This is a genomic window from Agromyces sp. NPDC056965, assembly GCF_042673425.1.
In the GTDB taxonomy this organism is placed as follows: domain Bacteria; phylum Actinomycetota; class Actinomycetes; order Actinomycetales; family Microbacteriaceae; genus Agromyces.
In genome coordinates this window covers 1-26,484 of sequence record NZ_JBHURI010000026.1, presented here as the reverse complement: position 1 = coordinate 26,484, position 26,484 = coordinate 1, and the positions used below count along the sequence as shown (strand labels likewise).

The 26,484-nt window shown below is 69.4% G+C and carries 23 protein-coding genes; 5 read left to right on the top strand and 18 right to left on the bottom strand.

The genetic code is table 11. The features are described 5' to 3' along the window. Nucleotides 1–3: 3 nt before the first annotated feature. The 4 genes from ACFTQE_RS08700 to ACFTQE_RS08685 all read right to left on the bottom strand — a co-directional run bounded on the left by ACFTQE_RS08700 (nt 4) and on the right by ACFTQE_RS08685 (nt 9,356). Nucleotides 4–5,892: an Ig-like domain-containing protein gene (locus ACFTQE_RS08700; RefSeq protein WP_376924674.1), complete on the bottom strand. Its 5,889-nt coding sequence runs from the start codon at nt 5,890–5,892 to the stop codon at nt 4–6. Between the two features lie 2 nt (nt 5,893–5,894). After that, nucleotides 5,895–7,313, bottom strand: a complete 1,419-nt coding sequence (locus ACFTQE_RS08695) for a serine/threonine-protein kinase (protein ID WP_376924673.1) — start codon at nt 7,311–7,313, stop codon at nt 5,895–5,897. A 131-nt stretch (nt 7,314–7,444) separates the two neighbouring features. Further along, nucleotides 7,445–8,272 (bottom strand): PP2C family protein-serine/threonine phosphatase, encoded by an 828-nt coding sequence (locus ACFTQE_RS08690; protein ID WP_376924672.1) that lies wholly within the window; start codon nt 8,270–8,272, stop codon nt 7,445–7,447. 25 nt (nt 8,273–8,297) lie between these two features. Continuing rightward, nucleotides 8,298–9,356: an FHA domain-containing protein gene (locus ACFTQE_RS08685; protein WP_376924671.1), complete on the bottom strand. Its 1,059-nt coding sequence runs from the start codon at nt 9,354–9,356 to the stop codon at nt 8,298–8,300. Between the two features lie 191 nt (nt 9,357–9,547). Between ACFTQE_RS08685 and ACFTQE_RS08680 the strand changes: the two genes are divergently transcribed. The 3 genes from ACFTQE_RS08680 to ACFTQE_RS08670 are packed head-to-tail and all read left to right on the top strand — an operon-like array spanning nt 9,548 to nt 12,900. Further along, a complete protein-coding gene (locus tag ACFTQE_RS08680; protein WP_375837106.1) occupies nt 9,548–10,030 on the top strand; it encodes an Lrp/AsnC family transcriptional regulator in 483 nt (160 codons plus the stop codon). 30 nt (nt 10,031–10,060) lie between these two features. Next, nucleotides 10,061–11,449, top strand: a complete 1,389-nt coding sequence (locus ACFTQE_RS08675; RefSeq protein WP_376924670.1) for an aspartate aminotransferase family protein — start codon at nt 10,061–10,063, stop codon at nt 11,447–11,449. Next, on the top strand, nt 11,449–12,900 hold the full coding sequence (locus tag ACFTQE_RS08670) for an NAD(P)/FAD-dependent oxidoreductase (protein WP_376924669.1): 1,452 nt from the start codon (nt 11,449–11,451) through the stop codon (nt 12,898–12,900). The genes ACFTQE_RS08675 and ACFTQE_RS08670 overlap by 1 nt, the downstream gene beginning before the upstream one ends. Here ACFTQE_RS08670 and ACFTQE_RS08665 read toward each other — a convergent pair. Next, the gene (locus ACFTQE_RS08665) at nt 12,887–14,032 is read right to left on the bottom strand and encodes a DUF4192 family protein (protein ID WP_376924668.1); all 1,146 of its coding nucleotides are present in this window, start codon (nt 14,030–14,032) and stop codon (nt 12,887–12,889) included. The genes ACFTQE_RS08670 and ACFTQE_RS08665 overlap by 14 nt on opposite strands. A gap of 188 nt (nt 14,033–14,220) precedes the next feature. On the opposite strand from ACFTQE_RS08665, the gene ACFTQE_RS08660 reads away from it, so the two are divergent. Beyond that, the gene (locus ACFTQE_RS08660) at nt 14,221–14,712 is read left to right on the top strand and encodes a methylated-DNA--[protein]-cysteine S-methyltransferase (RefSeq protein ID WP_376924667.1); all 492 of its coding nucleotides are present in this window, start codon (nt 14,221–14,223) and stop codon (nt 14,710–14,712) included. 5 nt (nt 14,713–14,717) lie between these two features. Further along, a complete protein-coding gene (locus ACFTQE_RS08655; protein ID WP_376924691.1) occupies nt 14,718–15,308 on the top strand; it encodes a DNA-3-methyladenine glycosylase I in 591 nt (196 codons plus the stop codon). Between the two features lie 47 nt (nt 15,309–15,355). Here ACFTQE_RS08655 and ACFTQE_RS08650 read toward each other — a convergent pair whose 3' ends face one another. From ACFTQE_RS08650 to ACFTQE_RS08590, 13 genes are all read right to left on the bottom strand, one after another. After that, complete coding sequence (locus ACFTQE_RS08650; RefSeq protein ID WP_376924666.1) at nt 15,356–16,117, bottom strand: YaaA family protein; 762 nt, start codon at nt 16,115–16,117, stop codon at nt 15,356–15,358. Continuing rightward, on the bottom strand, nt 16,117–16,689 hold the full coding sequence (locus ACFTQE_RS08645; RefSeq protein ID WP_376924665.1) for an AAA family ATPase: 573 nt from the start codon (nt 16,687–16,689) through the stop codon (nt 16,117–16,119). Before ACFTQE_RS08645 ends, ACFTQE_RS08650 begins: the two co-directional genes overlap by 1 nt. Nucleotides 16,690–16,699: 10 nt before the next feature. Next, on the bottom strand, nt 16,700–16,960 hold the full coding sequence (locus tag ACFTQE_RS08640) for a F0F1 ATP synthase subunit epsilon (RefSeq protein WP_056014040.1): 261 nt from the start codon (nt 16,958–16,960) through the stop codon (nt 16,700–16,702). Between the two features lie 2 nt (nt 16,961–16,962). Next, a complete protein-coding gene (gene atpD / locus ACFTQE_RS08635) occupies nt 16,963–18,426 on the bottom strand; it encodes a F0F1 ATP synthase subunit beta (protein WP_375837117.1) in 1,464 nt (487 codons plus the stop codon). Nucleotides 18,427–18,449: 23 nt separating this feature from the next. Continuing rightward, a complete protein-coding gene (locus tag ACFTQE_RS08630; RefSeq protein ID WP_375837119.1) occupies nt 18,450–19,358 on the bottom strand; it encodes a F0F1 ATP synthase subunit gamma in 909 nt (302 codons plus the stop codon). A gap of 94 nt (nt 19,359–19,452) precedes the next feature. Beyond that, nucleotides 19,453–21,093 carry a F0F1 ATP synthase subunit alpha gene (atpA, locus tag ACFTQE_RS08625; RefSeq protein WP_375837121.1) on the bottom strand — a complete coding sequence of 547 codons (1,641 nt, stop codon included), beginning with the start codon at nt 21,091–21,093 and terminating at the stop codon, nt 19,453–19,455. 77 nt (nt 21,094–21,170) lie between these two features. Then, nucleotides 21,171–21,965 carry a F0F1 ATP synthase subunit delta gene (locus ACFTQE_RS08620; RefSeq protein ID WP_376924664.1) on the bottom strand — a complete coding sequence of 265 codons (795 nt, stop codon included), beginning with the start codon at nt 21,963–21,965 and terminating at the stop codon, nt 21,171–21,173. A 3-nt stretch (nt 21,966–21,968) separates the two neighbouring features. Continuing rightward, a complete protein-coding gene (locus tag ACFTQE_RS08615; protein ID WP_376924663.1) occupies nt 21,969–22,532 on the bottom strand; it encodes a F0F1 ATP synthase subunit B in 564 nt (187 codons plus the stop codon). A gap of 28 nt (nt 22,533–22,560) precedes the next feature. Beyond that, nucleotides 22,561–22,794 carry an ATP synthase F0 subunit C gene (atpE, locus tag ACFTQE_RS08610; protein WP_022888426.1) on the bottom strand — a complete coding sequence of 78 codons (234 nt, stop codon included), beginning with the start codon at nt 22,792–22,794 and terminating at the stop codon, nt 22,561–22,563. Nucleotides 22,795–22,839: 45 nt separating this feature from the next. After that, nucleotides 22,840–23,619, bottom strand: coding sequence for a F0F1 ATP synthase subunit A (atpB, locus tag ACFTQE_RS08605; RefSeq protein ID WP_376924662.1), 780 nt, complete (start codon nt 23,617–23,619; stop codon nt 22,840–22,842). A 181-nt stretch (nt 23,620–23,800) separates the two neighbouring features. After that, complete coding sequence (locus ACFTQE_RS08600; RefSeq protein ID WP_074261268.1) at nt 23,801–24,277, bottom strand: hypothetical protein; 477 nt, start codon at nt 24,275–24,277, stop codon at nt 23,801–23,803. After that, nucleotides 24,274–25,578 (bottom strand): MraY family glycosyltransferase, encoded by a 1,305-nt coding sequence (locus ACFTQE_RS08595; protein ID WP_376924661.1) that lies wholly within the window; start codon nt 25,576–25,578, stop codon nt 24,274–24,276. The genes ACFTQE_RS08600 and ACFTQE_RS08595 overlap by 4 nt, the downstream gene beginning before the upstream one ends. After that, on the bottom strand, nt 25,575–26,405 hold the full coding sequence (locus ACFTQE_RS08590; protein ID WP_376924660.1) for an L-threonylcarbamoyladenylate synthase: 831 nt from the start codon (nt 26,403–26,405) through the stop codon (nt 25,575–25,577). Before ACFTQE_RS08590 ends, ACFTQE_RS08595 begins: the two co-directional genes overlap by 4 nt. Between the last annotated feature and the right edge of the window lie 79 nt (nt 26,406–26,484).

Here is a 26,484-nt window from a genome sequence, read left to right as displayed (position 1 = left end):
TGCTCAGCGATTCGCGTACCGGACGACGACGCCCGCGATCTCAACATCCAACCAGACGAGGTCGCCCGGTTTCGCCTCGGGGATCTGGCAGCTCGTCGGCGTCTGCGCCTGCCTGCCGTTGCCGGCGCCGTCGACGCCGCAGGAGAACGTCACCGGGATCCCGGAGTTCGCGGGGGCGGCGGTCCACGACCACGTCTGCGCCGCCTCGTTCCACGACCGGCTCGGGAGCGCGAACGTCAGGGAAGGGCGTGCGTCGGCGGGCAGGACACCCGACCACGGGCCGCAGCTCCCCCAGGCCGAGCAGCTGCGCACCTGGAACCGCACGGTCTCGCCGAACGGCCTGGCGAACAGGTCCTGCGCCCATCCGGACCCGCCGAAGCTCTGCAACGTGCCCGGGATCTGCGCGCCGTTGCCGTCGACGGCGACGATGTCGTATCGCCACGCTCCCGGCGCGACACTCGAGATGTAGCGGTCGTAGAGGTCCGCGGTGCGCCAGTCCATCCGGCTGTCGACGCTCCGGATCGCGTCGGGTGACGGTCGCACGACGGTGCCGACGACCTCGGTGTGCGCGCACGCGGCCCGGTTGTACCCCCAGACGAGGAACGAGTACCTCGTGGCCTCCGCGCCCGTGCCGGCGAACTGCACGCTCGTCGCGGCCGGCCCGACGTGCACGACCTCGGCGACGGTTCCGCCACCCGACGGCGCGACGACCGACCCGGGTGCGGGACTCGTCACCGAACACGCCTGCGCCCCGCTGGGCACGCCCGTGGCCCCATCGGCGAGGCGCTGCACGAAATACCCTCCGATCGGGTCCCCGTTGCCGCCGAAAGCCTCCCAGGTGACCGTGACGGTGCCGGCGGCCGCATCGCCGGTGACGGCGACCGCTCCGGCGATCGGCGGCCCGAACGGGGTCCCGCTGGCGCCCGCCTCGGTCCAGACCGCGAGCGCCGGGAAGGCCTGGTTCCTGGCGCCGACCGTGATCGGCACCTGGCTTCCGTTCTCGAGCGGCTGCGAGTCCGTCGCGCAGAGCGTCGCCGTGCAGACGGCGCCCGCGGAGACCTCGTTCGAGACACCGGCGACGGTGACCACGTACGAGCCGATGACGCTGCCGGCACCCGCCGGAACGGGATCCCATTCGATGCGCAGGTACCCGTCGCGCGGAAGCGCCCGTACCCCGGTGGGCGGCTGCGGGATGACGTCCGACCAGACGGGGCCCGGAGCGTCGACGGGGTCGGAGAGGCCGATCGAGTTCTTCGCCCGGATCCGGACGCGCACGGCCTCGCCCTGGCCGTTGCCCGGCGTCGGGACCGTGCAGGTCGTCGCGGCGCAATCGGAGGAGTTCACGACGTCGCCCGTGGCCGGGTCGACGAGTTCGATCTCATACCCCGTGATCGGCGAGTTGTTGTACGAGCCCGCCCCGAACACGACGTCGAGCGTGCGATCGCCGAATCCCGTGACCTGCGCACCGGTGACCGGGTCGGGACGGTCCTGCACCGAGATCGTGACGAGGCCCCACGCGTTCCGGGCAGCGTCGCCGGTCGCATCGGCCACCTCGTACTGCACCGTCGAGTTCACCGGTTCAGCCCCGGGAGCGACGGTCACCTCGAGTTTCGACCGGTCGTCGCTCGGCTCGATCGAGACGCCGTCGGGCAGGCTGTCGGCGTCGGCGCCGCGGACGTCAACGACGCGGAGGGGCACGTCGGGGAACGGGTTGGTCGCGTCGTCGTTGGCGAGCACGTCGATCGTCGTCGTTCGGCCGCGCTGCACGACCGCCGTGTCGGCGGCGGGCCGTGCGATGGGTCGCGTCGACGGCACCACCCGGAGTTCGATGCGCCCGGGCTTGCCGTCGCCCGCGTCATCGGCGACGCCGATCGCGACGGTCGCCCGGGTCTTGTTGGACGTCGATGCGTCGGCCTCGATCGTGAGCTTGGAGCCGTCGAGCGAGAACCGGAAGCCCTCCGTCGGCGGCGGGAGCAGTCGGTACACGAGTTCGTCTCGAGCGCCGGGGTACGGGTAGTTGGTGAGCTTCAGCAGGTCGATGTCCTTCGCCTGCCCGGGTTCGAAGTCGATGACCCCGCCCGTGAACACGGGCGGTTGATCGTCGGCCGGCGCCACCTCGATCGGGATCACGATGGTCCCGGTGCGTGCGGACGGGTCGGCCGTCGACTCCCCGTCGATGACCGTGAAGGAGAGCGATGCCGGTCCGAAGTACCCCACTTCGCTGCGATATCGCAGGGTGTTCTGATCGACCACGAGATCCGAGCCGTCGCTGTGCGAGGCGCGAACGGTCGCGGCATCCGTGATCTTCACCGGCCGGCCGGATGCCGCGATGACGAAGTCCTCGAGCTCGAGCACGACCTCCTCGCCGCTCACGACCTCGACGTCGGGGGCGTCGGCGCGGAGCTGCGGCAGCGCGTCGTCGCGGCCGGGCACCCAGATGAACGCGTAGGCGACGATCGAGGGGTCCTCGGGGTGAGCCACTGCGAAGGGGATGACACGGCGGCGGTCCTCGACCTGCACCCGGATGCTCCCGTCGCGACGCACCTCGGCTCCGGCGTCGTAGCCGTCGACGAGGCCGACGACGAGATCCGAGACGTCGGCGTCGGCGAGGAAGACGTTCCGCAGCACGGGGACGTCGACGACGTCCTCGTCGAGGATGTCGCTCAGCGTGAGGACGGTGTCGGATGCCTCGGGGCGCGCCAGTGGCGCGTCCTCACTCGCCATGATGCTGAGGAACGTCGACGCCTGCCCGAGCTGCTCGTTCTCGACGGTGTAGACGAAGCCGTATTCGTCCTCGCCGTCGGGGATCTCGACCTCGATCCGATCGTCGACGATCTCGGCGACGGCATCGCCCGTCGTCGCCTCGACGCCCGTCAGCCGCAGTGCGCCGCCGTCGGGGTCGGAGTCGTTCTCGAGGACGCGAACCGAGAGGGTACGGCCGGGTCGCACCTCCACGACATCGGCGACGGCGATGGGCGCTCGGGCTCCGTCGAGGCGCGGGGCGATGCCCACGCGCACCGTGCCGACCGCTCGAGCTCCGAGCGCGTCGACGACCTCGTACTCGAACTGGTCGGTGCCGGCCGAGTACTCGCCGGCCTGGTACTCGAACCAGTCGGGCCCGTGCGCGGTGACGTTGCCGAGCTCGGGGTTGCCGCCCTGGCCGAGCAGCTGCACACTGTCGCCCTCGGGGTCGGACCCGCCGAGCGGGACGGGGATCCGCACGGTCTCGCCCGAGAGCACTCGCGCGGTCACGGTCGCAGGAACGGGCGGGGTGTTCGTGACGGGGTCGGCGTCGCGCACCGACATCTGCACGGTCGCGGTGGCCGATTGGCCGTCGGGACCGAGCACTCGATAGATCGCCTCGTACTCGCCCGGCGTCTCGGGGGCGAAGTACCGGAGACGGTCTCCGTCGGCGAAGAGGAGGCCCGCCTGCGGCGCCCGCTCGAGCGCCGGGTCGAGCGTGATCGGCAACGCATCGGGGTGCTCGTCGTTCGCGAGCACGGCGATGTCGACGACGTCGCCGGTGCGTGCCGAGATCTTGTCGGGCACGGCGACGGGAGGCTGCTTCGACTCGAGTTCTGGCACCTCGACGACCGTCACCTCGCCCACCGCCTCGGCGAGGCCGTTGCTCACCCGGTAGCCGAACACGGTGGACCCGGTCTCGAGCGGTCCGGTGAGGGTGACGCGGAGGATGCGGTGATCGACGACCTCGACCTGCACGCCGGGTTCGACCTCGGGCTCGCCGAGGCCGGTGAGGATCAGCACGCCGCCCGTCGGGTCGATGTCGGTCGCGAGGACGTCGACGTCGACGGGCTGGCTGACACGGACGAACGCCGTGTGCGGCACGGTGATGGGCGTGGTGTCGAGATCGGGCTCCGCCGAGACGTCGACCCGGACGCGACCCGTCGTGGTCCAGACGCCGTCGGTCACCGTGTATTCGAGCGAGTGCGTGCGCACCGCCGAACTCGTGAAACGGAAGCTCCCGCCGTCGAAATCGGGGGTCAACTGCACGTCAGGCTTCGCGGGGACGGCGCTCAGCTGGATCTGGCCCGAACCTCCGCGCACGTGGCGCAACGGGTCGATGCGCACCTCCTGGCCCTCCGTCGCGAGCACCACGAAGGGGTCGGCGATGAGCGGCACGTCGCCGGGCGCTCGAACTCCGACGCCGAGCACGCCGACCGCGGTGTCGCGCCCGTCGGAGACCTCGAGGGAGATGGTCCGGTCGGACCCGGCGCCGCCCTTCTCGTCGAACACGACCACACCGTCGGCCGTCGACGACAGCGCGTCCGGTTCGGCCGCCGTGGACCGCGCGAGGAAGAACGGGTCGCCGTCGGGGTCCACCCAGTCGCCGAGCACCGCCGTGCTGACGCGACCCCCCGCCTGCACGAGGGCCTTGGTCTGCCTGCGCTGCTCGGGCGGAGAGTTCTCCTCGACGTCGCGCACCGTCACGTTCACCGCGGCGTGAGCGGTGCCGCCGAAACCGTCGTCGACCGTGTAGCCGAAGGAGATGACACCCGAGACGTCCTCGTCGAGCACGAGTTGGAGCTGCTGGTTGTCGGCGATCCTGGCAAGGGTCGCTCCGGGCGGCAGCGCGCCGTCGACGCCATCGACCACGAGGGCGTCGCCGTTGGCGTCGTAGTCGTTCAGCAGCACCGGCAGCGGCGTCGTCCGCCCGGGACGGGCGCCGAACTCGTCGTCCGCCGCGACGGGCGCCACCTGGCTCTTCTCGATCGTCGGCGGCGTCTCGGGGTCGTTCTGCTCGATCGTCTCCTCGTCGCGCTCGATCTCGAGGAGCTCCTCCCAGTTGTCGATGAGGCCGAACCCGGCGCCCACGGCCCAGGTCTTGCCGCTGCGCCGTTCGTTGAGCACGAGCGTCGCGCCGTTGGCGAGGTACGCGTAGTCGCCGCTCGCGGTCGCCGACGGCAGCTGGATGACCTCGTCGGGGCCGGTCGCGCAGGATCGCGATGCCGTTCCCGCCGCCCATGCCGCGTAGAGGCAGCCGTCGTGCACGAACGGCGCGGCAGGCAGGCCCGACTGCCCCTCGACCCGGGTGCGCGGAGCGTCGCCGTCGAGGCCGACGGTGACGAGACCTCGACGCGTGGCGATCGCGACCTCGTCGCCGTCGCTCGACGGCCGCTGGAGCACGGGCGCGTCATTGGCCGTGATGAACTCGGTGAGATCGATGGAGCCGCGTTCGAGCTGCAGGATCCGGGTGCCCGCATCGAACACGGCCCAGTGGTCGGCGACCGAGGTGATCTGCACGTCGGGGTCGCCGTCGACGGGCTCGACCTGCCACTTCGTGCCCACGGTCTCGGCGTCTGCCGCATCGACCCGGGTGATGTCGCCGGTCGACGGGGTGTAGGCGAAGAGCGTGCCGTCGGGGTCGACGGACGTCATCGATCCCGTACCGAACGCGAGCATCGCCTCGGAATCGGCATCGAACTCGGCGAACCGATCGACCGGTGTCGTCCAGACGTCGCCGTCGGAGGCGATGACGACCCTCGATCCGGCGAGCGCGAGCATCGTGTCGTCGGGAGGGACCGCGACGGTCTCGGTGAGGCTCGACGTCGTCGCATCGATCACGCGGACCGTGGCCCGCGCACGGTCGAGCGCCAGCACGGTGGAACCCTGCTGCACGATCTCGGTCCCGGTGGAGCCCGTCTCGACGACCGAGTTCAGTTCGAGCAGTGCGGTGTTCGCGCGCCCGATCGCCTGATGCCCGTTGCTGCTCACCCACACCGCGGCGTCGCCGAGGTCGACCCGCTGCGCCGCATACCCGCCCGATGCGATCGCGACACCCGCGACGAGCGCCACCACGGCGGTGGTCGCCGCGGCGGTGATCGCCGCGGAGCGCGGTTTGGGGAGCCGGGTGAGATCGGGAAGCTTCGGCATGATCAGCCCTGATCGATCTCGACGGACACCTCGACGCAGCGCTCCGCGCTCGAGGCACCCGTCTTCCCGTCTCGAGCGACCCTGACGCTCGCGCAGACCCGGTCGCCGTCTTCGGCCGGCACGCTCACCCGGGTCTCGCGCTGCAGCGGGAGCGTCTCGCCGTCGACGGTCACGACGTAGGCGTCGGAACTCTGCAGGCCCGGGTCGTTCCAGGAGAAGGTCACGGTCTCGCCGGCGTCGACGCCCTGCACGTCGGACACGACCGGGATCGACCTCGTGCCCTGGATCACGAAGTACGCGCCGGCGCCGACGAGCGCGATCAGGAGCACCGAGACGAGGGAGATGCCCCAGGCCAGCCGGACCGAGGTCGGCGGGGGCGTTCGGCTCCGGCTCGTGCCGTGATCATGGGGACGGGAGTCCGCCTCCGACCGGGCGGAGCCGAGCGATCCGCCGCGCGCACGTCGCCTCCGCGGCGGTACCTCGCCGGTGCCGTGGGCCCCGCTGATGCGGGTCTGCTCGTCGACGTCGACGGCGGTGGCGAGCGCCCAGTCGTCCATCGCGACCTCGAGCGGTGTCTGCGACAGCCCGAGCTCCTCCTCGACCGACTGCAGGTCGCGGATGAACTCGAGTGCGCTCGACTGACGGGCCGACGGACGGAGTGACAGCGAGCGAGCGAGGACGTGCTCGAGACTCTTCGGCACGTCGATCCGCCCGGTGGGGACGTACTTCGCCTTGTCGATGCGGCCCATGAGCGCGCCGGAGCCGTTGTCGCCGCCCGGCGTCTCGAACGGGCTGCGCCCGGCGAGCAGCGAGTACACCGTGGCGCCGAGCGACCAGACCTCGCTCGCGACGCTGCCGGACACGTCGTCGTGCAGCACCTCGGGCGCCGACCACGGGATCGACAGCCCGACGGCGTCGGAGGACTCGGCTTCGCCGAGCGTGGCGGCGATGCCGAAATCGGAGAGCACCGGGTGGCCGTATGCGGTGGTGAGGATGTTCGACGGCTTGATGTCGCGGTGCAGCACGCCCTGCCGGTGGGCGGTCTCGACGGCGCTCGCGATGCGTACGCCGACGGAGAGCACCTCGGCGAGCGGCAGCTGCACCGCGCGGTAGCGCTGACCGAGCGAGGCCGAGCAGTACTCCATCACGAGGTACGGCCGACCGTCGGCCGCGACGCTGGCCTGGTAGACCGTGAGGATCGAGGGATGCGACGACAGCTGGGCCATGAGGTTCGCCTCGGCCTGGAACATCTGCCGCAGGTCGTCGTTGACGACCTCGGCCAGCAGCACCTTCACCGCGACGAGGCGGCGCGGCATGTTCTGCTCGTAGAGGAAGACGTCGGCGAAGCCGCCGGAGCCGAGCACGCGGATGAACGCGAATCCCGGCAGGTTCGGCGGTGTGGACGGGAGTCGTCGAGACACGCGGTCCTCCTGCCTGCTCTGGTCGGTTCGACGCCGCCACGGTGGCCGGCGGCGCGCGGTGCCATCATTGTATCCGCGGGCGACGGATGCCTCATGGTGCTGTTCACAGCACGAATCCGAGGCGACCGTGGTCAGCGTCGCGCCGGCTCGACCTCGTCCGACGATTGCGCGCCCGCGGGGCGAACGACCTTCAGCACGTCGACGACGATGGCCGTGACGTTGTCGCGACCGCCGTTGCCGAGGGCCGCCTCGAGCAACTGGTGGGCTGCCTTCTCTGCCTTCGCATTGGCGACGAGGAAGTGGCGGATCCCGTAGCTCGTGAGCTCCTTCGTGAGCCCGTCGGAGCAGATCAGCAGGCGCATGCCGGGTTCGACCGCGATCGCGCGGTAGTCGGGGATCGGCGCCTCGTGGAAACCGACGGCGCGGGTGATCACGTTCGAGTGCGGGTGGGTGTCGGCCTCTTCGCGCGTGATCTGCCCGGCATCGACGAGCTCCTGCACGATGGAATGGTCGACCGTCAGTTGTTCGAGCACGCCGCCGACCAGGCGGTACACCCGCGAATCGCCGATGTTGAAGACGATCCACGCAGGCTCGTCGGCGATCGCTCCGAGCGCCGCCCCGGTGACCGTCGTCCCGCTGCCTTCGTCGGTGACGCCGGCACCGCGGCCCATGTCCTGCACCGCGAGGCGGAGCGCGTGGTCGATCTCGGGAGTGCCGACGAGCGTCTTGCCGCCGTGCTCGGCGAGCCGTGTGACGACGGCGGCGCTCGCGAAGTCGCCGGCGGCGTGGCCGCCCATGCCGTCGGCCACCGCGAAGATCGGCGCCTGGGCGATGAAGCTGTCTTCATTGACCTCGCGGCGGAGCCCGGTATCGGTGACCGCCGCCCACGCGAGGGTGACCTCGGTGCCGTCGGGCAGCGTGATCCGATGGCGAGCGTTGCCATTGCCGATCTGGGTCACCTGTGAAGCCTGCTGTCTGTTCGGGTCATGCGCCGGGAGCACCCTGGGCGAGGAGGATCTCGATGATCGTATCGTCTCCGAGGTCGAGGATGGCGCCGGGGAGCACGACGATGGACTCCCCGGCCCGCAGCCGACGCGTGCCCGACGCGGTGCGGAGCACGGTGCCGTTCGTCGAGTGCAGGTCGGTCGCGACGAGCCGGGAGCCGACGAGGCGGAGTTCGAGGTGGGTGCCGGAGACGACCGCCGCGGGCGATTCCACCGCGAGGAGTTCGGGCTGCACGCCGGTGCCAGCGATGCGCGGCAGCAACGGCTTCCGGCCGATGAGCACGGGCGCCGTGACCGTGAGCGGTGCGCCGTCGCCGATCCGGAACCGAGGACCGCTCTCGGCGGCATCGGCCGCGGCATCGATGGGCGCCGAGGACTCGGATGCGTCGGGCCCGCCCTTGCCGGTCGACGCGGCGGGCGGCGTGCGGCCGACCCGCGCGGTCGTTCGCGGGGCGACGATCGTGTCGGCGGTCGAGGACTCGAGCTCGGGCTCGTGCCGGCGCGGAGCGAGCAGGGTGTCCGCATCGATCCACGGCGTGGGCGCGGCATCCGCCGTTCGGGCCGTCGCCGCCCATTCGACCGATGAGGTGCGCAGGCTCGCGCGCTGATGGACGACGGTCTCGCCCGGCGTCTGCGCGCGATCGAGCGGCGCCGCCGCGTCGGTGATGCGCAGCCCCGTCACGTCGTCGAAGTCGGCGAGGTGCCATGGCCGGATGCCTCGCGCGTCGAACCTGCGGCTCCCACCGGGCGAGGCGAGGTCGACGACGGCATCACCGCGCACGACGGCGGTGACGCTCGTCGTCGCGTCCTCCGCCCACCACACGAGTCCGAACGACTCGACCGGATCGACGCGACCCGACGGGACGATGCCGACGAGCGTCTCGAGCGGGAGCCGCTCGTCGCACGCCGCCTCGGCGAGTGCGCTCAGTACGCGTTCGGGAGCGGGTGCGACGAGTGCGGCGATGAAGCGATCGCCCACGATCACGTCCCATGCTCGCGCGCCGGCCACCGCCGAACTGGAGACAGCGCCTGAAACCATGCGGAACATTCTGGCACCGCGTGGCCGTCGCCACGAGAGGAGGCGAACGCTCGGTCGAGGACGTCCGCCGCGATGTCGCATCGTCGCGATCCGCAGTGAAAGATCGACGAAGACTGTGGATTCAGTCGAATTAGCGCCAGAATTCAACGGAATCGCTTGCACGGGGCATCCGCCACTGTCACAATCGTGCCATGACGAACAACGGGCGTTCTTCGCAGCCCCGACCCGTGCAGCTCGACGACGTCTCGAAGGCGATCATCGAGCAGTTGCAGGCCGACGGGCGGCGCTCCTACGCCGATGTCGGCAAGGCCGTCGGCCTGTCCGAGGCCGCCGTACGCCAGCGAGTGCAGCGGCTCACCGAGTCGGGCGTGATGCAGATCGTCGCCGTGACCGACCCGATGCAGCTCGGATTCACCACGCAGGCCATGATCGGGATCCGCACCACCGGAGACACCCGCGTGCTCGCAGCGCGACTCGCCGAGATCCCCGAGATCGACTACGTCGTGCTGACCGCGGGCAGCTTCGACGTGATGGCCGAAGTGGTCTGCGAGAACGACGACGAACTGCTCGAACTCCTGAACACGCGCATCCGCGTGCTGGAGGGCGTGCAGTCGACCGAGACGTTCGTCTACCTGAAGCTTCAGAAGCAGTTCTACAACTGGGGCACCCGCTGAGAGGCGGGTGCTCATCGAGAAAGGAACGCCATGACCGACACGGTCTATGACAACGATGCGCTGCAGCAGAAGGCGAAGGACCATCTCTGGATGCACTTCGCCCGTCAGTCCACGATGGAGACGTCGGGGGTGCCGATCATCACCCGCGGAAAGGGCCACCACGTCTACGACGTGCAGGGCCGCGAGTACTTCGACGGGCTCGCCGGCCTCTTCGTCGTGAACGCGGGCCACGGTCGCGCACGTCTCGCCGAGGTGGCCGCCAAGCAGGCCGAGCAGCTCGCGTTCTTCCCGATCTGGTCGTACGCCCACCCCTCGGCCATCGAACTGGCCGACCGGCTGGCGGGATACGCACCCGGCGACCTCAACCGCGTGTTCTTCTCGACCGGCGGCGGCGAGGCCGTCGAGACGGCATTCAAGCTCGCCAAGTACTACTGGAAGCTCCAGGGCCGTCCGACGAAGCACAAGGTGATCTCCCGGTCGGTCGCGTACCACGGCACGCCGCAGGGTGCGCTCGCGATCACGGGCATCCCGGGCATGAAGGAGATGTTCGAGCCGGTGACCCCCGGCGGGTTCCGCGTTCCGAACACGAACTTCTACCGCGCGGCCGAGATGGGCGCCCCCGCCGACGATCTCGAGGCCTTCGGCCTCTGGGCTGCGAACCGCATCGAGGAGATGATCCTCTTCGAAGGCCCCGAGACGGTCGCCGCCGTGTTCCTCGAGCCGGTGCAGAACTCGGGCGGCTGCTTCCCGCCGCCCCCCGGCTACTTCAAGCGCGTCCGCGAGATCTGCGACCAGTACGACGTGCTGCTCGTCTCCGACGAGGTCATCTGCGCGTTCGGACGACTCGGCCACATGTTCGCGTGCGACGCCTACGGCTACGTTCCCGACATGATCACGTGCGCGAAGGCCATGACCTCGGGCTACTCCCCCATCGGCGCGACGATCGTCTCCGAGAAGATCTACGCTCCCTTCGCAGAGGGCAACACGTCGTTCTACCACGGCTACACCTTCGGCGGTCACCCGGTCTCCGCCGCGGTGGCGCTCGAGAACCTCGACATCTTCGAGGAGGAGGGGCTGAACGAACGGGTCCGCGAGAACTCGCCGCTGTTCCGCGCCGAGCTCGAGAAGCTGCTCGACCTGCCGATCGTCGGCGACGTGCGCGGTGACGGGTACTTCTTCGGCATCGAGCTCGTGAAGGACAAGGAGACGCGCGAGACCTTCGACGACGACGAGTCCGAGCGCCTGCTCCGCGGGTTCCTCTCGAAGGCGCTGTTCGACGCCGGCCTGTACTGCCGTGCCGACGACCGCGGCGACCCCGTGATCCAGCTGGCACCGCCGCTCACGATCGGCCCCGCCGAGTTCGCGGAGATCGAGCAGAAGCTGCGCGGGGTGCTGACCGAAGCCTCCAACCGCCTCTGATGGCGGTCGCTCGCCCGGCGGTGACGGATGCCGCACCGGATTCCTCCCGTCGGGTGAGCTTCTGGCTCGACGACCTGGTCGTGCGCGGGCTCGACGATCTCCGTCCGCGCGCGGCCCTCACCTCGAGCGCGCGGTTCGACGTCTGCCTGATCGGCGGCGGGCTCACGGCGCTCTGGACCGCCTATGCCCTCGCCGAGGCCGACCCGAGCCTGCGCATCGCCGTGCTCGAGCGCGAGTTCTCGGGGTTCGGCGCATCCGGTCGGAACGGCGGCTGGTGCTCGGCGCTCTTTCCGCAGTCGGCCGCCTCGATCGAACGCGACCACGGGTACGACCAGGCGGTCGCGATGCGCCGCGCGATGCTCGACACCGTCGACGAGGTCGGACGCGTCACGGCGCGCGAGGGCATCGACTGCGACTTCGCGAAGGGCGGGACCGTCACGTACGCGCGAAGCGGTTCGCAGCGCGAGCTCGCGACGGCCGAGGTCGACGACGCACGGCGGTTCGGCGTCGACGCGCTCGAGTACTGGGGCGAGAGCACCGTTGCTGCGCGGTTCGGCGCGACCGGGCTCGACGGTCGCGCACCCGATGCGGTCTTCGACCCTTCGTGCGCACGGGTGCACCCCGCGAAGCTCGTGCGCGGCCTGGCACGCGTGGTCGAGGGGCTCGGCGTCTCGCTGTTCGAGCAGACCGAGGTCGTGGACTGGTCTGCGGGTCGGGTGCGTTTCCGTGCGCTCGACGGCAGCGGCTCCGAGGGCACACTCTCGGCGCGCCATGTGATCGTCGCCACCGAGGGGTACGGCGCCGGCCTGCCCCGCGTGCGCCGGCGCATCCTGCCGCTCTACTCGCTCATGATCGCCACCGAACCGCTCTCCGACGAGGTGTGGGACGAGATCGGCATCACCCACGGCCAGACCTTCAGCGACTTCCGCCACCTGCTCGTCTACGGACAGCGCACCGCCGACAACCGATTCGCATTCGGCGGGCGAGGCGCGAGCTATCACTGGGGCAGCGCGCTGGATCCCGCGTTCGAACGGGTCGACGCGGTGTTCGGCCGGCTGCACGCCGCCCTGCTCGAACTCTTCCCCGCAGTCGGCGGCGCCCGCATCACGCATCGCTGGGGCGGCCCGCTCGGTGTCGCTCGCGACTGGAACGCGTCCGTGAGCTACAACCCGAAGACCGGTGTCGGCTTCGCCGGCGCCTACGTCGGCGACGGACTCTCGACCACCAACCTCGCCGGCCGGACGATGGCCGAACTCGTGCGGGGCGTGCAGAGCGGGCTCACCGCACTCCCCTGGGTGAATCACCGATCGCCGTTGTGGGAGCCCGAACCGCTTCGGTACCTCGGGGCGAACCTCGGCGTGCTCGGGATGCGATTCTCCGACGCCGAGGAGCGGCTCACCGGCCGGCCGTCGTTGCTCGCCCGAGCGGTCGGCGGACTCACCGGCCACTGAACGCCCACTCTGGCAGCGTGCCGCTGCCGATGAGCGCGGAGAGGAGTCCCGCCATCGAATGGTCGGGATCGAGGTCGACCGCGGTGTCGATGAACGCTCCGGCCGCCGAGCCTCGGCCGAGCGCCCACGAGAGCCAGGCCGCGATGCAGAGGGGGCCGATGCGATGGGTCGGCGGCGCGTTCGCGATCAGCGTGCGGAGCAGGGCGAGTGCCCGTTCCACCCGACCGGCGTCGGGATGCGCCTGCGACTGGCCGATCATGAGTCGCGAGAGCATCTCGCTCACCTCGCCGGTCGTGCCGGTCGCCAGCTCACGCACGACGAGGCCGTCGATGGTCTCCTCGTTCGCTGCTGCGCGCTCGGCCGTGGCGATCGCGTCGTCGTGGGCCGCCTCGCCGATCGATGCGCCGAATCCGATCTGCAGCATCATGGCGTCGCGCACGGCCGGGATGGACGCGAGATGGAGGAACCAGGCGAGGCGGAGCGGCGGTTGCACGCGGCCGCGCACGAGCAGCGACTCGACGAGTGCCACCGGATCGCCGTGCTCGCCGAGCCGCCTCAGGGCGTGCTCGCGCTCCTCCTCGTCGGTGAGCCCGGCGAGCGCCTCGGCGATGCGAGCTGCGACCTCCGGCTCGGCAGGAGGCAGCGCGGCGCTCGCGGTCGGCGACGACGCCACCTCGCCGGCGCCGCCGGCGAGCCGCTTCACCGGGCTCTCGTCGATGAGCGCGAGCGGATGCCCCGTGGCCGGCGTCGTGGGGTCGAGGAGCGAACCCCAGCCATCGGCCGCCCGGCACAACGCATCCCGTACGAGGAAGCCCGCCTCCTCCGACCGCGCCGTGAGCATTCGAAGCAGGGCGCGTTGCGGCATCCCACGGCCGGCGCCGAATCGGGCCTCGGTGTAGACGATCGGCACGACGGCGTCGACGCCCCGCATCCGGCACAGCGTTCCGACGATCATCGCGGCGAGCGGGGCGCGATCTCGCGCCCGGCGCGGCAGGTCGTATCGCAGGACGCCCGCGGTGCGGTTGCCGCTGAAGGCCACGCAGAGGAGCGAGCTCGTCGGATGGAATCCGGCCAGCGACGGGACGAGGGCCAGGAAGTCGTGCGCCGCTTCGGCGCGGATGATGGTCGTCATGCGCCGAGCGTGCCCTTGCACGGGGCAGCGGCGTGGTGCGTTCGGCCGTCGGTGCCCGATCGCGACTCGATCACCGTTGTGGAGGGTGAGTCGCACCGACTCCCCCTCCACAGCGCGTCGATCCGCCCGGAGTCCGCAATGTCCGATTCCCGCGAGCCGGTGTCGGACGCCGGGGTTACGCTCGAACCATGACGAACGTGTATCTGATCCGCCTCGACAGCCCGATCGGGCGTCTCGAACTCGTCGCCGACGACGAGGCCGTCACGAGCCTCTCCATCGAGAGCGGCGGCCGGCTCCCCCACGACGATGCTCCCGAACATCCCAACGACGTGCTCCGTGCCGCTCGCGAACAGCTGGCCGAGTACTTCGCGGGGCGCCGCCTCGACTTCGACATCCCGGTGCGCCTCGTCGGCACCCCCTTCCAGCAGTCCGTCTGGGCCGAGCTCGAGCGCCTCCAGTGGGGTGAGGCCACATCGTACGGCGCGCTCGCTGCTGCAGTCGGCAAGCCGGGCTCCGCACGTGCCATCGGCGGCGCGGTCGGCGCGAACCCCGTGCCGATCATCGTGGGGTGTCACCGCGTGCTCGCGAGCGACGGGCGCATCACCGGCTACTCCGGCGGCGAAGGCGTTCCCACGAAGCTCTGGCTGCTCGGCCACGAGCAGATCGGCTTCGCCGCGTGAGCGTCATCCCCAGACCCGAGATCGTCGTCGGAGACGACGGACTCGCACGGTGCGGGTGGGGGGCGTCCGACCCCGAGTACCGCCGCTACCACGACGAGGAGTGGGGCACGCCGCAGCACGATCCTGTGCGGCTCTTCGAGAAGGTCTGCCTCGAGGGCTTCCAGGCCGGCCTGTCATGGATCACGATCCTCCGGCGCCGTCCGGCCTTCCGCGAGGTCTTCCACGGATTCGATGCCGAACGCGTCGCCGCCATGACCGACGACGACGTCTCACGCCTGCTCGGCGATGAGCGGATCATCCGTCACCGCGGCAAGATCGAGGCGACGATCCAGAACGCCCGCGCCACCCTCGAGCTCGGACTGCCGATCGACGAACTGCTGTGGAGCTTCGCACCCGAGCCTCGCGCGGTTGCCCCGGTCACCTTCGCCGAGGTGCCGGCCACGACGCCCGAGTCGGCTGCGATGAGCAAGGACCTGCGCCGTCGCGGGTTCCGTTTCGTCGGGCCGACCACGATGTACGCGCTCATGCAGGCTGCGGGCATGGTCGACGACCACCTCGCAGGGTGTCACCGATCGGCGCGTGCCGCTGCGGCATGATCCGCTCTCGGGTCACCGACTCCGACATTTGCCGGCGGTGCTCGACATCAGGCCACGAGTTCGAGTTCGCGAACGCCCGAGTCATCTCGAACCGGGCTCAGCGCGAGCGAGAATCCGGCCTCGTGCGCCCAGTCGATCAGCTCGCCGATCGAGTCGATCCGGGGCCTGGCCATCAGCACGGCGCGGGTGAAGAGCCCCTTCGCTCGCTTGTTGAAGTGGTTCAGCGCCCGTCGCCGTCCCGACCCGTCGACCGAGACCACGCGCACGAAGGCCGTGTCGGCGCGTCTCGGCGCCGGTCCGAGATCCACGTAGGCCTCGGAACGCAGATCGAGGATCACACCGCTCTCCGACTCGAGCGCGGTCGCGATCGGGTCGCGCCAGAGCGCCTTCAACCGGATCGACGGGAGGCGCGAGTCGTGGGAGAGCCGGTAGGCCGGGATGGGATCCATCGCACCGAGCAGGCCGAACAATGCGGAATGCACGACGACGTGCGTCGCGGCGTGCGCGCGCGCTTCAGCGTCGAGCGTCGGTGCGTCGAGAGCGTCGAACAGCACGCCGGTGTAGCGATCGAGCGCCGGCATCGTCGGTGAGCCGAGCAGATCGCGGTTGCGGTCGACCTCGTGCGCCTGCCGGGGGCCGAGCTTCAGTGCTCGCATCATCTCTGCGGGCTGCTGGGCCAGATCCGTCACGGCGGCCGTCGTCACCTCCCGACCCGTCGTGAGCGACGGGAACGAGAGCGCGTTCAGATCGAGCGCGGCATCGGCACCGCCGTCGCGCTTGGTCTCGGACGGCGGAAGGAGCAGCCGCACTACGAGCCGATGAAGGCGAGCGCGGCGTCGACGTTCGAACCGAGCGAACCGATGCTGTCGATCGTGACTCGCGGCAGTGCCGACGACGGGCCGGTCCAGGCCGCATACCCTTCGAGGCTCTGCTCCACGGCGCGCCAGGTGGTCTCCTCGAGGTGCGGGAGCCTGCGCTCGCGCTTCTCGAGGCGGGAGCGGTGCACCGCCTCGTCGGAGCAGACGACCTCGATGACCCGCAGGCGCACGTCGGCGCGCTCTGCGAGGTCGCGCCACTGGAGTCGGGCCGCCTCACCGGCGTTGACCGCGTCGACGATCACGGTGCGGCCGGAGTCGAGCTCCTTCTCGGCGATCTCCTCGGCAACGAGGTACGCAGCGAGACCGGTCGGCTGGTCGGCGTCGATACCGGCCCGCAGGATCGCGGACTCGATCGGGTCGACCGACACGACCGTGGCGCCGAGTCGGGCGCCGACGATCTCACCGATCGTCGACTTTCCCGCACCCGGCAGCCCGGCCATGACGATGAGCTGGGTGACACTCAGGTCACCGAACTGGCGTTCGATCGGCTGCTCCCCCTGCATCCGCTACTCCTCAGACGAGCTCGGCGCGGGATGCGACGACCTGCACCGCATTCGCCTGCACCGACAGGAATCCGTCATCAGCGTTGGCGGTGATCTTCTCACCGCCGGGCAGGGTGACCCGCACCTCGCCGCCGGCGAGGATCGCGAGCATCGGCTCGTGACCCGGCAGGATGCCGATCTCGCCTTCGACGGTGCGTGCCACCACCATGGTCGCCTCGCCCGACCAGACCTGCTGGTCGGCCGAGACGACACTCACGTTGAGGCTGGCCATGCTCAGCCGTTCTCCTTCTGGATCTGCGCCCACTTCTCTTCGACGTCGGAGATGCCACCGACGTTGAAGAATGCCTGCTCGGCCACGTGGTCGAAGTCACCCTTGGCGATCGCATCGAACGACTCGATCGTGTCCTTGAGCGGAACGGTCGAACCCTCGACACCGGTGAACTTCTTCGCCATGTAGGTGTTCTGCGAGAGGAACTGCTCGATACGGCGCGCACGCGACACCGTGATCTTGTCTTCCTCGGAGAGCTCGTCGACACCGAGGATGGCGATGATCTCCTGCAGTTCCTTGTTCTTCTGGAGGATCTGCTTGACCGTCGTGGCGACGCGGTAGTGGTCCTCGCCCAGGTAACGGGGGTCGAGGATGCGCGAGGTCGACGTCAGCGGGTCGACGGCCGGGTAGAGGCCCTTCGACGCGATGGCGCGCGAGAGCTCGGTCGTCGCGTCGAGGTGGGCGAAGGTCGTCGCCGGAGCCGGGTCGGTGTAGTCGTCGGCGGGAACGTAGATCGCCTGCAGCGAGGTGATCGAGTGTCCACGCGTCGAGGTGATGCGCTCCTGCAGAACGCCCATCTCGTCGGCGAGGTTGGGCTGGTAACCCACGGCCGACGGCATGCGGCCGAGGAGCGTCGAGACCTCGGAACCGGCCTGCGTGAAGCGGAAGATGTTGTCGATGAAGAGGAGCACGTCCTGCTTCTGCACATCGCGGAAGTACTCCGCCATGGTCAGGGCCGACAGGGCGACGCGGAGACGCGTTCCCGGCGGCTCGTCCATCTGGCCGAAGACGAGGGCGGTCTTGTCGAAGACGCCCGCCTCCTCCATCTCGTGGATGAGGTCGTTGCCCTCACGGGTGCGCTCGCCGACACCGGCGAACACTGACACACCACCGTGGTCCTGCGCGACGCGCTGGATCATCTCCTGGATGAGGACGGTCTTGCCGACACCGGCACCACCGAAGAGGCCGATCTTTCCACCCTGCACGTACGGCGTGAGGAGGTCGATGACCTTGATGCCGGTCTCGAACATGGAGGTCTTGGACTCGAGCTGGTCGAAGGCCGGGGCCTTGCGGTGGATCGGCCAACGCTCGGTGATCTCGATCTGCTCGCCGGGCTCGGCGTTCAGCACATCGCCGATGACGTTGAAGACCTTGCCCTTGGTGACATCGCCGACGGGAACCGAGATCGATGCGCCGGTGTCGGTGACCTCCTGGCCACGGACGAGACCATCGGTCGGGTTCAGAGCGATCGCGCGGACCAGGTCGTCACCGAGGTGCTGGGCGACCTCGAGCGTCAGCACCGTGGTGACGTCGTCGATCGTGATCGAGGTCTTCAGCGCGTTGTAGATCGGGGGGATCGAGTCGTGCGGGAACTCGATGTCGACGACGGGGCCGGTGACCCGGGCGACGCGGCCGACGGCGCCGGCCACAGGCGCGGCCGCGGCCGAGGCGGTAGCGGTGTCAGTCATGTGTTCTCTCTCTTCGTAAGGGGCTACTTGGCGGACGACAGCGCGTCAGCGCCGCCCACGATCTCGGAAATCTGCTGGGTGATCTCGGACTGGCGCGCATTGTTCGCCAGACGCGTGTAGTCGGTGATGAGCTTGTCGGCGTTGTCGGAGGCCGACTTCATCGCCTTCTGCGTCGCCGCGTGCTTGGCCGCGGACGACTGCAGCATCGCGTTGTAGATGCGGCTCTCGATGTAGACCGGCAGGAGTCCGTCGAGGACGGTCTCCGCGTCGGGCTCGAACTCGTAGAGCGGGAAGACCTCGTGCTTGGTCGAGGCCTCGGGGACCTCGTCGCTCTCGACGACCTCGAGCGGGAGCAGGCGGGTGACCACCGGAACCTGCGTGATGCGGCTCACGAAGCGGTTGTAGACGATGTGGATCTCGTCGACGCCGCCGTCGCTCGCGTCCCGGAGGAACGCCTCGAGCACCGCGTCGGCGATCTCCTTCGCCGTGTCGAAGTCGGGGTTGTCGGTGCCGCCGATCCAGCTGCGCTCGAACGCACGGTGCCGGAAGTTGAAGTAGCCGACGGACTTGCGGCCGACGAGGAAGTACTCGACTGCCTTGCCCTGGCTCTTCAGGAGCTCGGTGAGCTCCTCTGCCTCACGCAGCACCTGCGAGTTGAACGCACCGGCCAGGCCGCGGTCGGACGTGAAGATCACGATCGCCGCGCGATCGATGCGCTCGGGCTCGGTCGTCAGCACGTGTGCCACGTTCGAGTAGCTCGCAACGGCCGAGACGGCGCGAGTGATGGCGGTCGAGTACGGCTCCGACGCCGCAACGCGCGCCTGAGCCTTCTGGATCCGCGAGGCGGAGATGAGCTCCATCGCCCGCGTGATCTTCTTGGTCGTCTGGGCAGATTTGATCTTCTGCCGGTAGACCCGAAGCTGCGCTCCCATGTTTCTCCTGTGTCCTGTCTTCCTGGTACTGAGGCTCTCGACTCGACCCCGTGAGGTCAGTTCCCGTCGAGAGCCTCAGGGAACCTCGGAATGACTAGCGGCGACCCTTGACGATCTTCTCCTGGACGACCTCTTCTTCAGCGATCGCCTCGAACTGCTCGGACCCCACCGAGGCGAGCGGCTTGCCCTCACCCGTCTGGAACTCGAGCTTGAACGTGTCGACGGCCGTCGCGAGCTCTGCGGCGGTCTCGTCGGAGAGCACGTTGGTCTCGCGGAGCGAGTTCAGCACCTCGGTGTTGCGGGCGAGGAAGTCGTGCAGCTCGCTCTCGAAACGGAGGATGTCCTCGACCGGGACCTCGTCGAGCTTGCCGTTGGTGCCGGCCCAGATCGAGACGACCTGCTTCTCGACCGACATCGGCGAGTACTGCGGCTGCTTGAGCAGCTCGGTGAGGCGTGCGCCTCGAGCGAGCTGACGGCGGCTGGCGGCGTCGAGGTCGGACGCGAACATCGCGAACGCCTCGAGCGAGCGGTACTGGGCGAGCTCGAGCTTCAGCGTGCCGGAGACCTTCTTGATCGACTTGACCTGTGCGTCACCGCCGACTCGGGAGACCGAGATGCCGACGTCGACAGCCGGACGCTGGTTCGAGTTGAACAGGTCGGACTGGAGGAAGATCTGGCCGTCGGTGATCGAGATCACGTTGGTCGGGATGTACGCCGAGACGTCGTTCGCCTTGGTCTCGATGATCGGCAGGCCCGTCATCGAACCGGCGCCGAGCTCGTCGGACAGCTTCGCGCAACGCTCGAGCAGACGCGAGTGCAGGTAGAAGACGTCACCGGGGTACGCCTCGCGTCCCGGCGGACGACGCAGCAGCAGCGACACGGCACGGTAGGCCTCGGCCTGCTTCGACAGGTCGTCGAAGATGATGAGGACGTGCTTGGAGTCGTACATCCAGTGCTGGCCGATGGCCGAGCCGGTGTACGGCGCGAGGTACTTGAAGCCGGCCGGGTCGGAGGCGGGAGCCGCGACGATCGTCGTGTACTCCATGGCTCCGGCGTCTTCGAGGGCGCCCTTCACCGAGGCGATGGTCGAGCCCTTCTGGCCGACGGCGACGTAGATGCAGCGGACCTGCTTCGACGGGTCGCCCGACTCCCAGTTGGCCTTCTGGTTGATGATCGTGTCGATCGCGATGGCCGTCTTGCCGGTCTGGCGGTCGCCGATGATGAGCTGGCGCTGGCCGCGGCCGACGGGGATCATCGCGTCGATGGCCTTGATGCCGGTCTGCAGCGGCTCGTGCACCGACTTGCGCTGCATGACGCCGGGCGCCTGCAGCTCGAGGGCGCGACGGCCCTCGATACCGGTGATCTCGCCGAGGCCGTCGATCGGGTTGCCGAGCGGGTCGACGACACGGCCGAGGTAGCCCTCACCGACGGGGACGGAGAGGACCTCGCCCGTGCGGGTCACCTCCATGCCTTCTTCGATGCCGGTGAACTCGCCGAGCACGACGACGCCGATCTCGTCTTCGTCGAGGTTCTGCGCGAGACCGAGCGTGCCGTCCGCGAAGCGGATCAGCTCGTTCGCCATGACCGAGGGAAGACCTTCGACGTGCGCGATGCCGTCGCCGGCGTCGGTGACGTACCCGACCTCGGTCTTCTCCGCCTGTCCCGGCTCGTACGACGAGACGAACTCCGAGAGAGCCGAACGGATCTCGTCGGGGCTGATGGTGAGTTCTGCCATTGTCTTTTCCCTTTTTCTGTACCGGTTGTACAGCTACTGGTGTGTCGCGGCGCGAGCGCCGGTCGTTTCAACCGGCGTCAGCCGGCAAGCTTCTGCCGCAGCGAACTGAGGCGCGAGGCGACGCTGCCGTCGATGACGTCGTCGCCGATCTGCACGCGGACTCCGCCGAGCACGGCGGGGTCGACGATGGTGTCGAAGCGGACACGGCGGCCCGCCTGGGCGGCGAGGCCCTGCTCGAGCCGGCCCAGCTGGGCGGCGGTGAGCGGAACGGCGCTCGTGACCGTCGCGATGTCGAATCCGCGCTGGTCTGCCACGACGGTCGCCCCGTGGCGGAGCAGCTCGCCGATGCGGCGGCCGCGAGGCTGCTGCACGAGGTGCCGCACGATCACGACGGCCTGGGGCGATGCCTTGCCGTCGAGGAGTCGGTCGACGATCTGCGTCTTGGCGACGGTCTCGCCGAGCTTCGATCCGAGCGCGAGCTCGAGCTCGGCGTCGCCCGCGACGGCTCGCTCGAACGCGAGCAGTTCGGCGTCGAGGTCGACGCTGTCGGGAGCGGAGTCCGCGGCGACGCGGATGCCGATCTCTTCGATGCCGGCGAGGAAGTCGTCGCCCGACGACCACCGGCGCGAAGCCGCGCTCACGAGGAGCGAGGCGGCCTCGGCCGGGATGCGGGAGCCGAACACGGCCTCGATGAGCGCGCGCTTCTGCGCGACATCGGCCTCGGTGTCGACGAGCGCCGTGCGCAGGTGCGCGGACTCGCCGATGACACGGCCGGCGGCGAGGAGTGCCTCGGCGACGGGGAGCTCGGCGCGGCCGAGCTCCGCGAGCGCGGCCTTCGAGCCGGCCATGGCCTCTCTCGTAGCGCTACCCATGGACTACTTCTTCCCTCCGGCGGCGGCCTCGGAGGCCTCCAGGTCGGCGAGGAACCGGTCGACGACCGCGGTAGCCTTGGCATCGTCGGAGAGCGACTCGCCGATGACCCCTGATGCGAGGTCGATGGCCAGCGTGCCCACCTCGGAGCGGAGCGAGACGAGTGCCGTCTGGCGCTCCGCCTCGATCTGCGCCTGCGCGCTCGCGGTGACGCGAGCGGCCTCGACGGTCGCGGCGTCCTTCGCCTCGGCGACGATCTTCTTGCTGTCGTCGCGAGCCGTCTCGCGGATGCGACCAGCTTCGGTGCGCGCGTCGGCGAGCTGGGCGGTGTACTCCTCGAGTGCCGCCTCGGCCTTGCGCTGCGCCTCGTCGGCCTTCGCGATGTTGCCCTCGATCGCCTCGCCGCGCTCATCGAGCAGCTTCTGCACGCGCGGGAGCACGTACTTCCAGAAGAAGATGAGGATGATGATGAAGCAGACCGACGACCAGATGATGTCGTACCACGCCGGAATCACCGGGCTGTGGGTCTCGCCACCCTCGGTTGCAGCGCTCAGTACTGCATGAAGCACGTTGGCCTCCTCAGTTGCGGCGAATGGATCAGACGAAGATGAAGTAGGTGGCGATGCCGATGAAGGCGAGCGCCTCGGTGAAGGCGATACCGATCCACATCAGGACCTGGAGGCGGCCGGCCAGCTCGGGCTGGCGGGCGACGCCCTCGATCGTCTTGCCGACGACGATGCCGACGCCGATGGCCGGGCCGATGGCGGCGAGGCCGTAGCCGACCGTCGCGATGTTGCCGTTGATCTCAGCGAGAACGGTGGTTGCGTCCACGTTGGGTTTCCTTTCCTAGGGAATGTTCTGGGCGGATGCCCGGGCTCAGTGCTCTTCTGCGACCGCGAGCTGGATGTAGACCGCGGTGAGGAGTGCGAAGACGTACGCCTGCAGGACGGCGACGAGGACCTCGAACAGCGTGAACGCGAGGCCGAAGGCCAGCGTTCCGACACCGAGCAGGGTCCACCATCCGCTCATCTGCACGACGAAGAACTGCGTCGCCGCGAAGAAGAGGACCAGCAGGAGGTGGCCGACGATCATGTTCATCATGAGTCGGAGCGTGAGGGTGATCGGGCGGATCACGAACGTCGAGATGAGCTCGATCGGCGTGACGATGATGTACACCGGCCACGGCACACCCGAGGGGAAGAGCGAGTTCTTGAAGAAGTTCTTGGGGCTCTTCTTGACGCCCGCGTAGATGAAGGTGACGTACGCGACGATCGCGAGCACGAGCGGCACGCCGATGACGGAGGTGCCGGCGATGTTCAGGAACGGGATGACACCCGTCAGGTTCATGAACAGGATCATGAAGAACATGGTCGTGAGGATCGGCAGGAACCGCTTGCCGTCCTTCTTGCCGAGCAGGTCGTCGGCGATGTTCACGCGCACCATGTCGAGACCCATCTCGACGAGGCTCTGGAACCGGCCGGGCACGACGCTCATGCGCCGGGTGCCGAGCCAGAACACGAGCAGCAGCGCGACGACCGCGACGAAGCGGACGAGCATGATGCGGTTGATCTCGAAGGGGGTGCCTTCGAAGAACAGTGCTCCGGGGAAGAATTCGTCGATCGACGGCCCGTGGAAGCCACCATCATCGGTTGACATCGGAACCAGCAGGTTCAGAGCGTTAGCTAGCAGCGCTTTCTCCTGTTTCGGGGCGTGGAGCTCGGCTCTCGCGGCGACGAACATGGACCTCGGCAGCCCGTGCGCAAGCAGGGCAGTACCGTGGGGGGATCCCCATTACTCTAGCAATACTTCGGGCAGCCGACGAATCGCCGAGAGGGTCTCACTCTTCGGTGGGCGCCTTCGGCAGCTCGACGTCGCTGACGTAGGGCAGGCGGGACTTCGCGACGACGATCACGTCGACCGCGAGCGAGGCGAGCACCCCGGCGACGAGGCTCAGGAAGAGTGCCGTCGTGTTCAGCCATTCGGCATCGCGCAGCACCACGACGAGCACGATGAAGACGATGAACTTCAGGATCCAGCCGCCGAGCACGATGCCGAAGAAGGCGCCGACGAAGAGGTCGCTCGACGCGAAGCGGTTCGCGGCGAGGATGCTCGCCGCGGTGATGCCCATGAAGACGACGGCCATGAGGGTGCCGATCAGGGCGCCCAGCAGTCCGGGCACGCCGGCGAGCACGTAGCCCAGGATGGCTCCCACGACGAGGATCACCCCGGCGAGGATGCCGCCCCAGACGAGCGCCCTCCGCAACACGGGGTTCGAGGTCGGCGTGCGGTCTGCTTCGGGACGTGCGTCGTTCATCGTGCTCCAGGTTCGGGGTCGCTGGATTCTACCGAGCCGTCCTGAGCGGATGCCGGGCCCTGCCGCGGGCCGGCGGGAACGGACGCCTCGTCGCCGGCGAGCTCGTCGAGCCCGGCGACATCCGCTTCGGGGGTCTCGTCGATCGCCTCGGCCTCGGCCGCGACGGTGAGGCGCTTGCGGCGACCGAGCGGGGCGAGCGTGATGACGGCGCAGATGACGAAGCCGATGAACAGCGCGAGGAGCGCCCAGAGCGACGAGATCTTGAAGTAGACCGGGAAGACGTAGGTGAGGAGGCATCCGACCGAGGCGACCGCCGTCCAGCCGTAGAGGATCAGCACCGCGTGCAGGTGCGAGTGACCCATGTCGAGCAGCCGGTGGTGGAGGTGCTTGCGGTCGGCGGAGAACGGCGACTTGCCGGCGCGCAGGCGCCGCATCACTGCCAGGCCGAAGTCGAGCAGCGGGATCACGAGCACCGCGAAGGGCAGCAGGATCGGGATGAACGCGGCCACGAACTGGTTCAGGCCGACGCCGGTCGGGTTCAGCTGGCCCGTGACCGCGACGGCGGAGGTCGCCATGAGGAGCCCGATGAGGAGTGCGCCCGCGTCGCCCATGAAGAGCTTCGCCGGGTGCCAGTTGAGCGGCAGGAATCCGGCGCACGCGCCGACGAGGATGATCGCCACGAGCGAGGCGAGGTTGAAGTAGTTCGTCGGCGAGGTCTGCTGCACGAGCAGGTAGGAGTAGAGGAAGAACACGCCGTTCGCGATGAGGGCGACGCCCGCGACGAGTCCGTCGAGGCCGTCGATGAAGTTCACCGCATTCATCACGAGCACGATCACGAAGACCGTGATGATCGCGAACATCCACGACGAGCCGACGGTGATTCCGCCGATCGGCAGCGACACGATCGAGACGCCCTGCCACGTGATGAGTCCGGCGGCGAGGAACTGGGCGGCGAGCTTGGTCGTCCAGTCGAGGTCCCAGATGTCGTCGGCGACGCCGACGATCACGATGAGGAGCGCTGCGCCGAGGATCGCGAGGATCTGACCCGGGTTCTGGAACACGATCGCGATGTTCGAGAATCGCGACGAACCGAGCGTGGAGACGAACGCCGCGGCGCCGAAGGCGATCAGGATGCCGACGAACATCGCGACGCCCCCGAGTCGCGGCGTCGGCCGCGTGTGCACGTCGCGCTCGCGGATCTTCGGGTAGAGCTTGTACTTCAGGCTCAGCTTCCAGACGATGATCGATCCGCCGAAGGTGACGAGCGCCGTCAGCAGTGCGATGGCCAGGAAGAGGGTCATGAGGCGGCAGCGTCCCCGTCGTCGGCAGCGGAGGTCACGGACTCGGCGACGGAGATCGCGGGCTCGGCGTCGGCCGCCGTCGCGGGCGGTTCGGCGGCGGGCTCGATCTCCGCGGGCGCAGGCGCGGGCGCACCCTCGGGCTCGAGGAGGTCCTCCCCCACGACCGCCGCGATGCGCTCACGCGAGATCACGCCGGCGCGCACGATGCGGAGCCGTCCGCCCTCGCGGGCGAGCGCCGTCGCGTCGACGATCGTCGAGGACGTGTCGCCCTCGCGCTCCCCGATGGCCTCGTACGAACCGCCGGCGGGGCCGCCGTCGAGGTAGACGGTCACCGAGTCGCCGAGCATCTCCGCGGCATTCGCCGCCGTGGTCGCCGAGGGCTCGCCCGAGCGGTTCGCCGACGACACCGCGAGCGGGCCCGTCTCCGCCAGGAGCTCGAGGGCGATCGGGTTGGCCGGCATGCGGAGCGCGACGGTGCCGCGCGTCTCGCCGAGGTCCCACTGCAGCGACGGCTGGGCGTGGAGGATCACGGTCAGGCCGCCGGGCCAGAACTCGCCGACGAGTTCGCGCACGGCGGCCGGCACCTCGCTCGCGAGCGCGTCGAGGGTCGGGATGCCCGGGATCAGCACGGGCGGCGGCGAGGTGCGGTCGCGTCCCTTGGCGTCGAGCAGCCGGGACACGGCTTTCGGGGCGAACGCGTCGGCGGCCACGCCGTACACGGTGTCGGTGGGGATGACGACGAGCTCCCCCCGTCCGATGGCGCTCCGTGCGAGGCGCATGCCGGTGAGGAGCTCTGAGTCGACCGAACAGTCGTAGATGGCAGTCATGACCTGCCGATTCTAGACCAGCAGTCCGGTGCGGAACCGCGACGGTCGACGGATGCCGCGGCGCAGGCGTGCGCCTGTC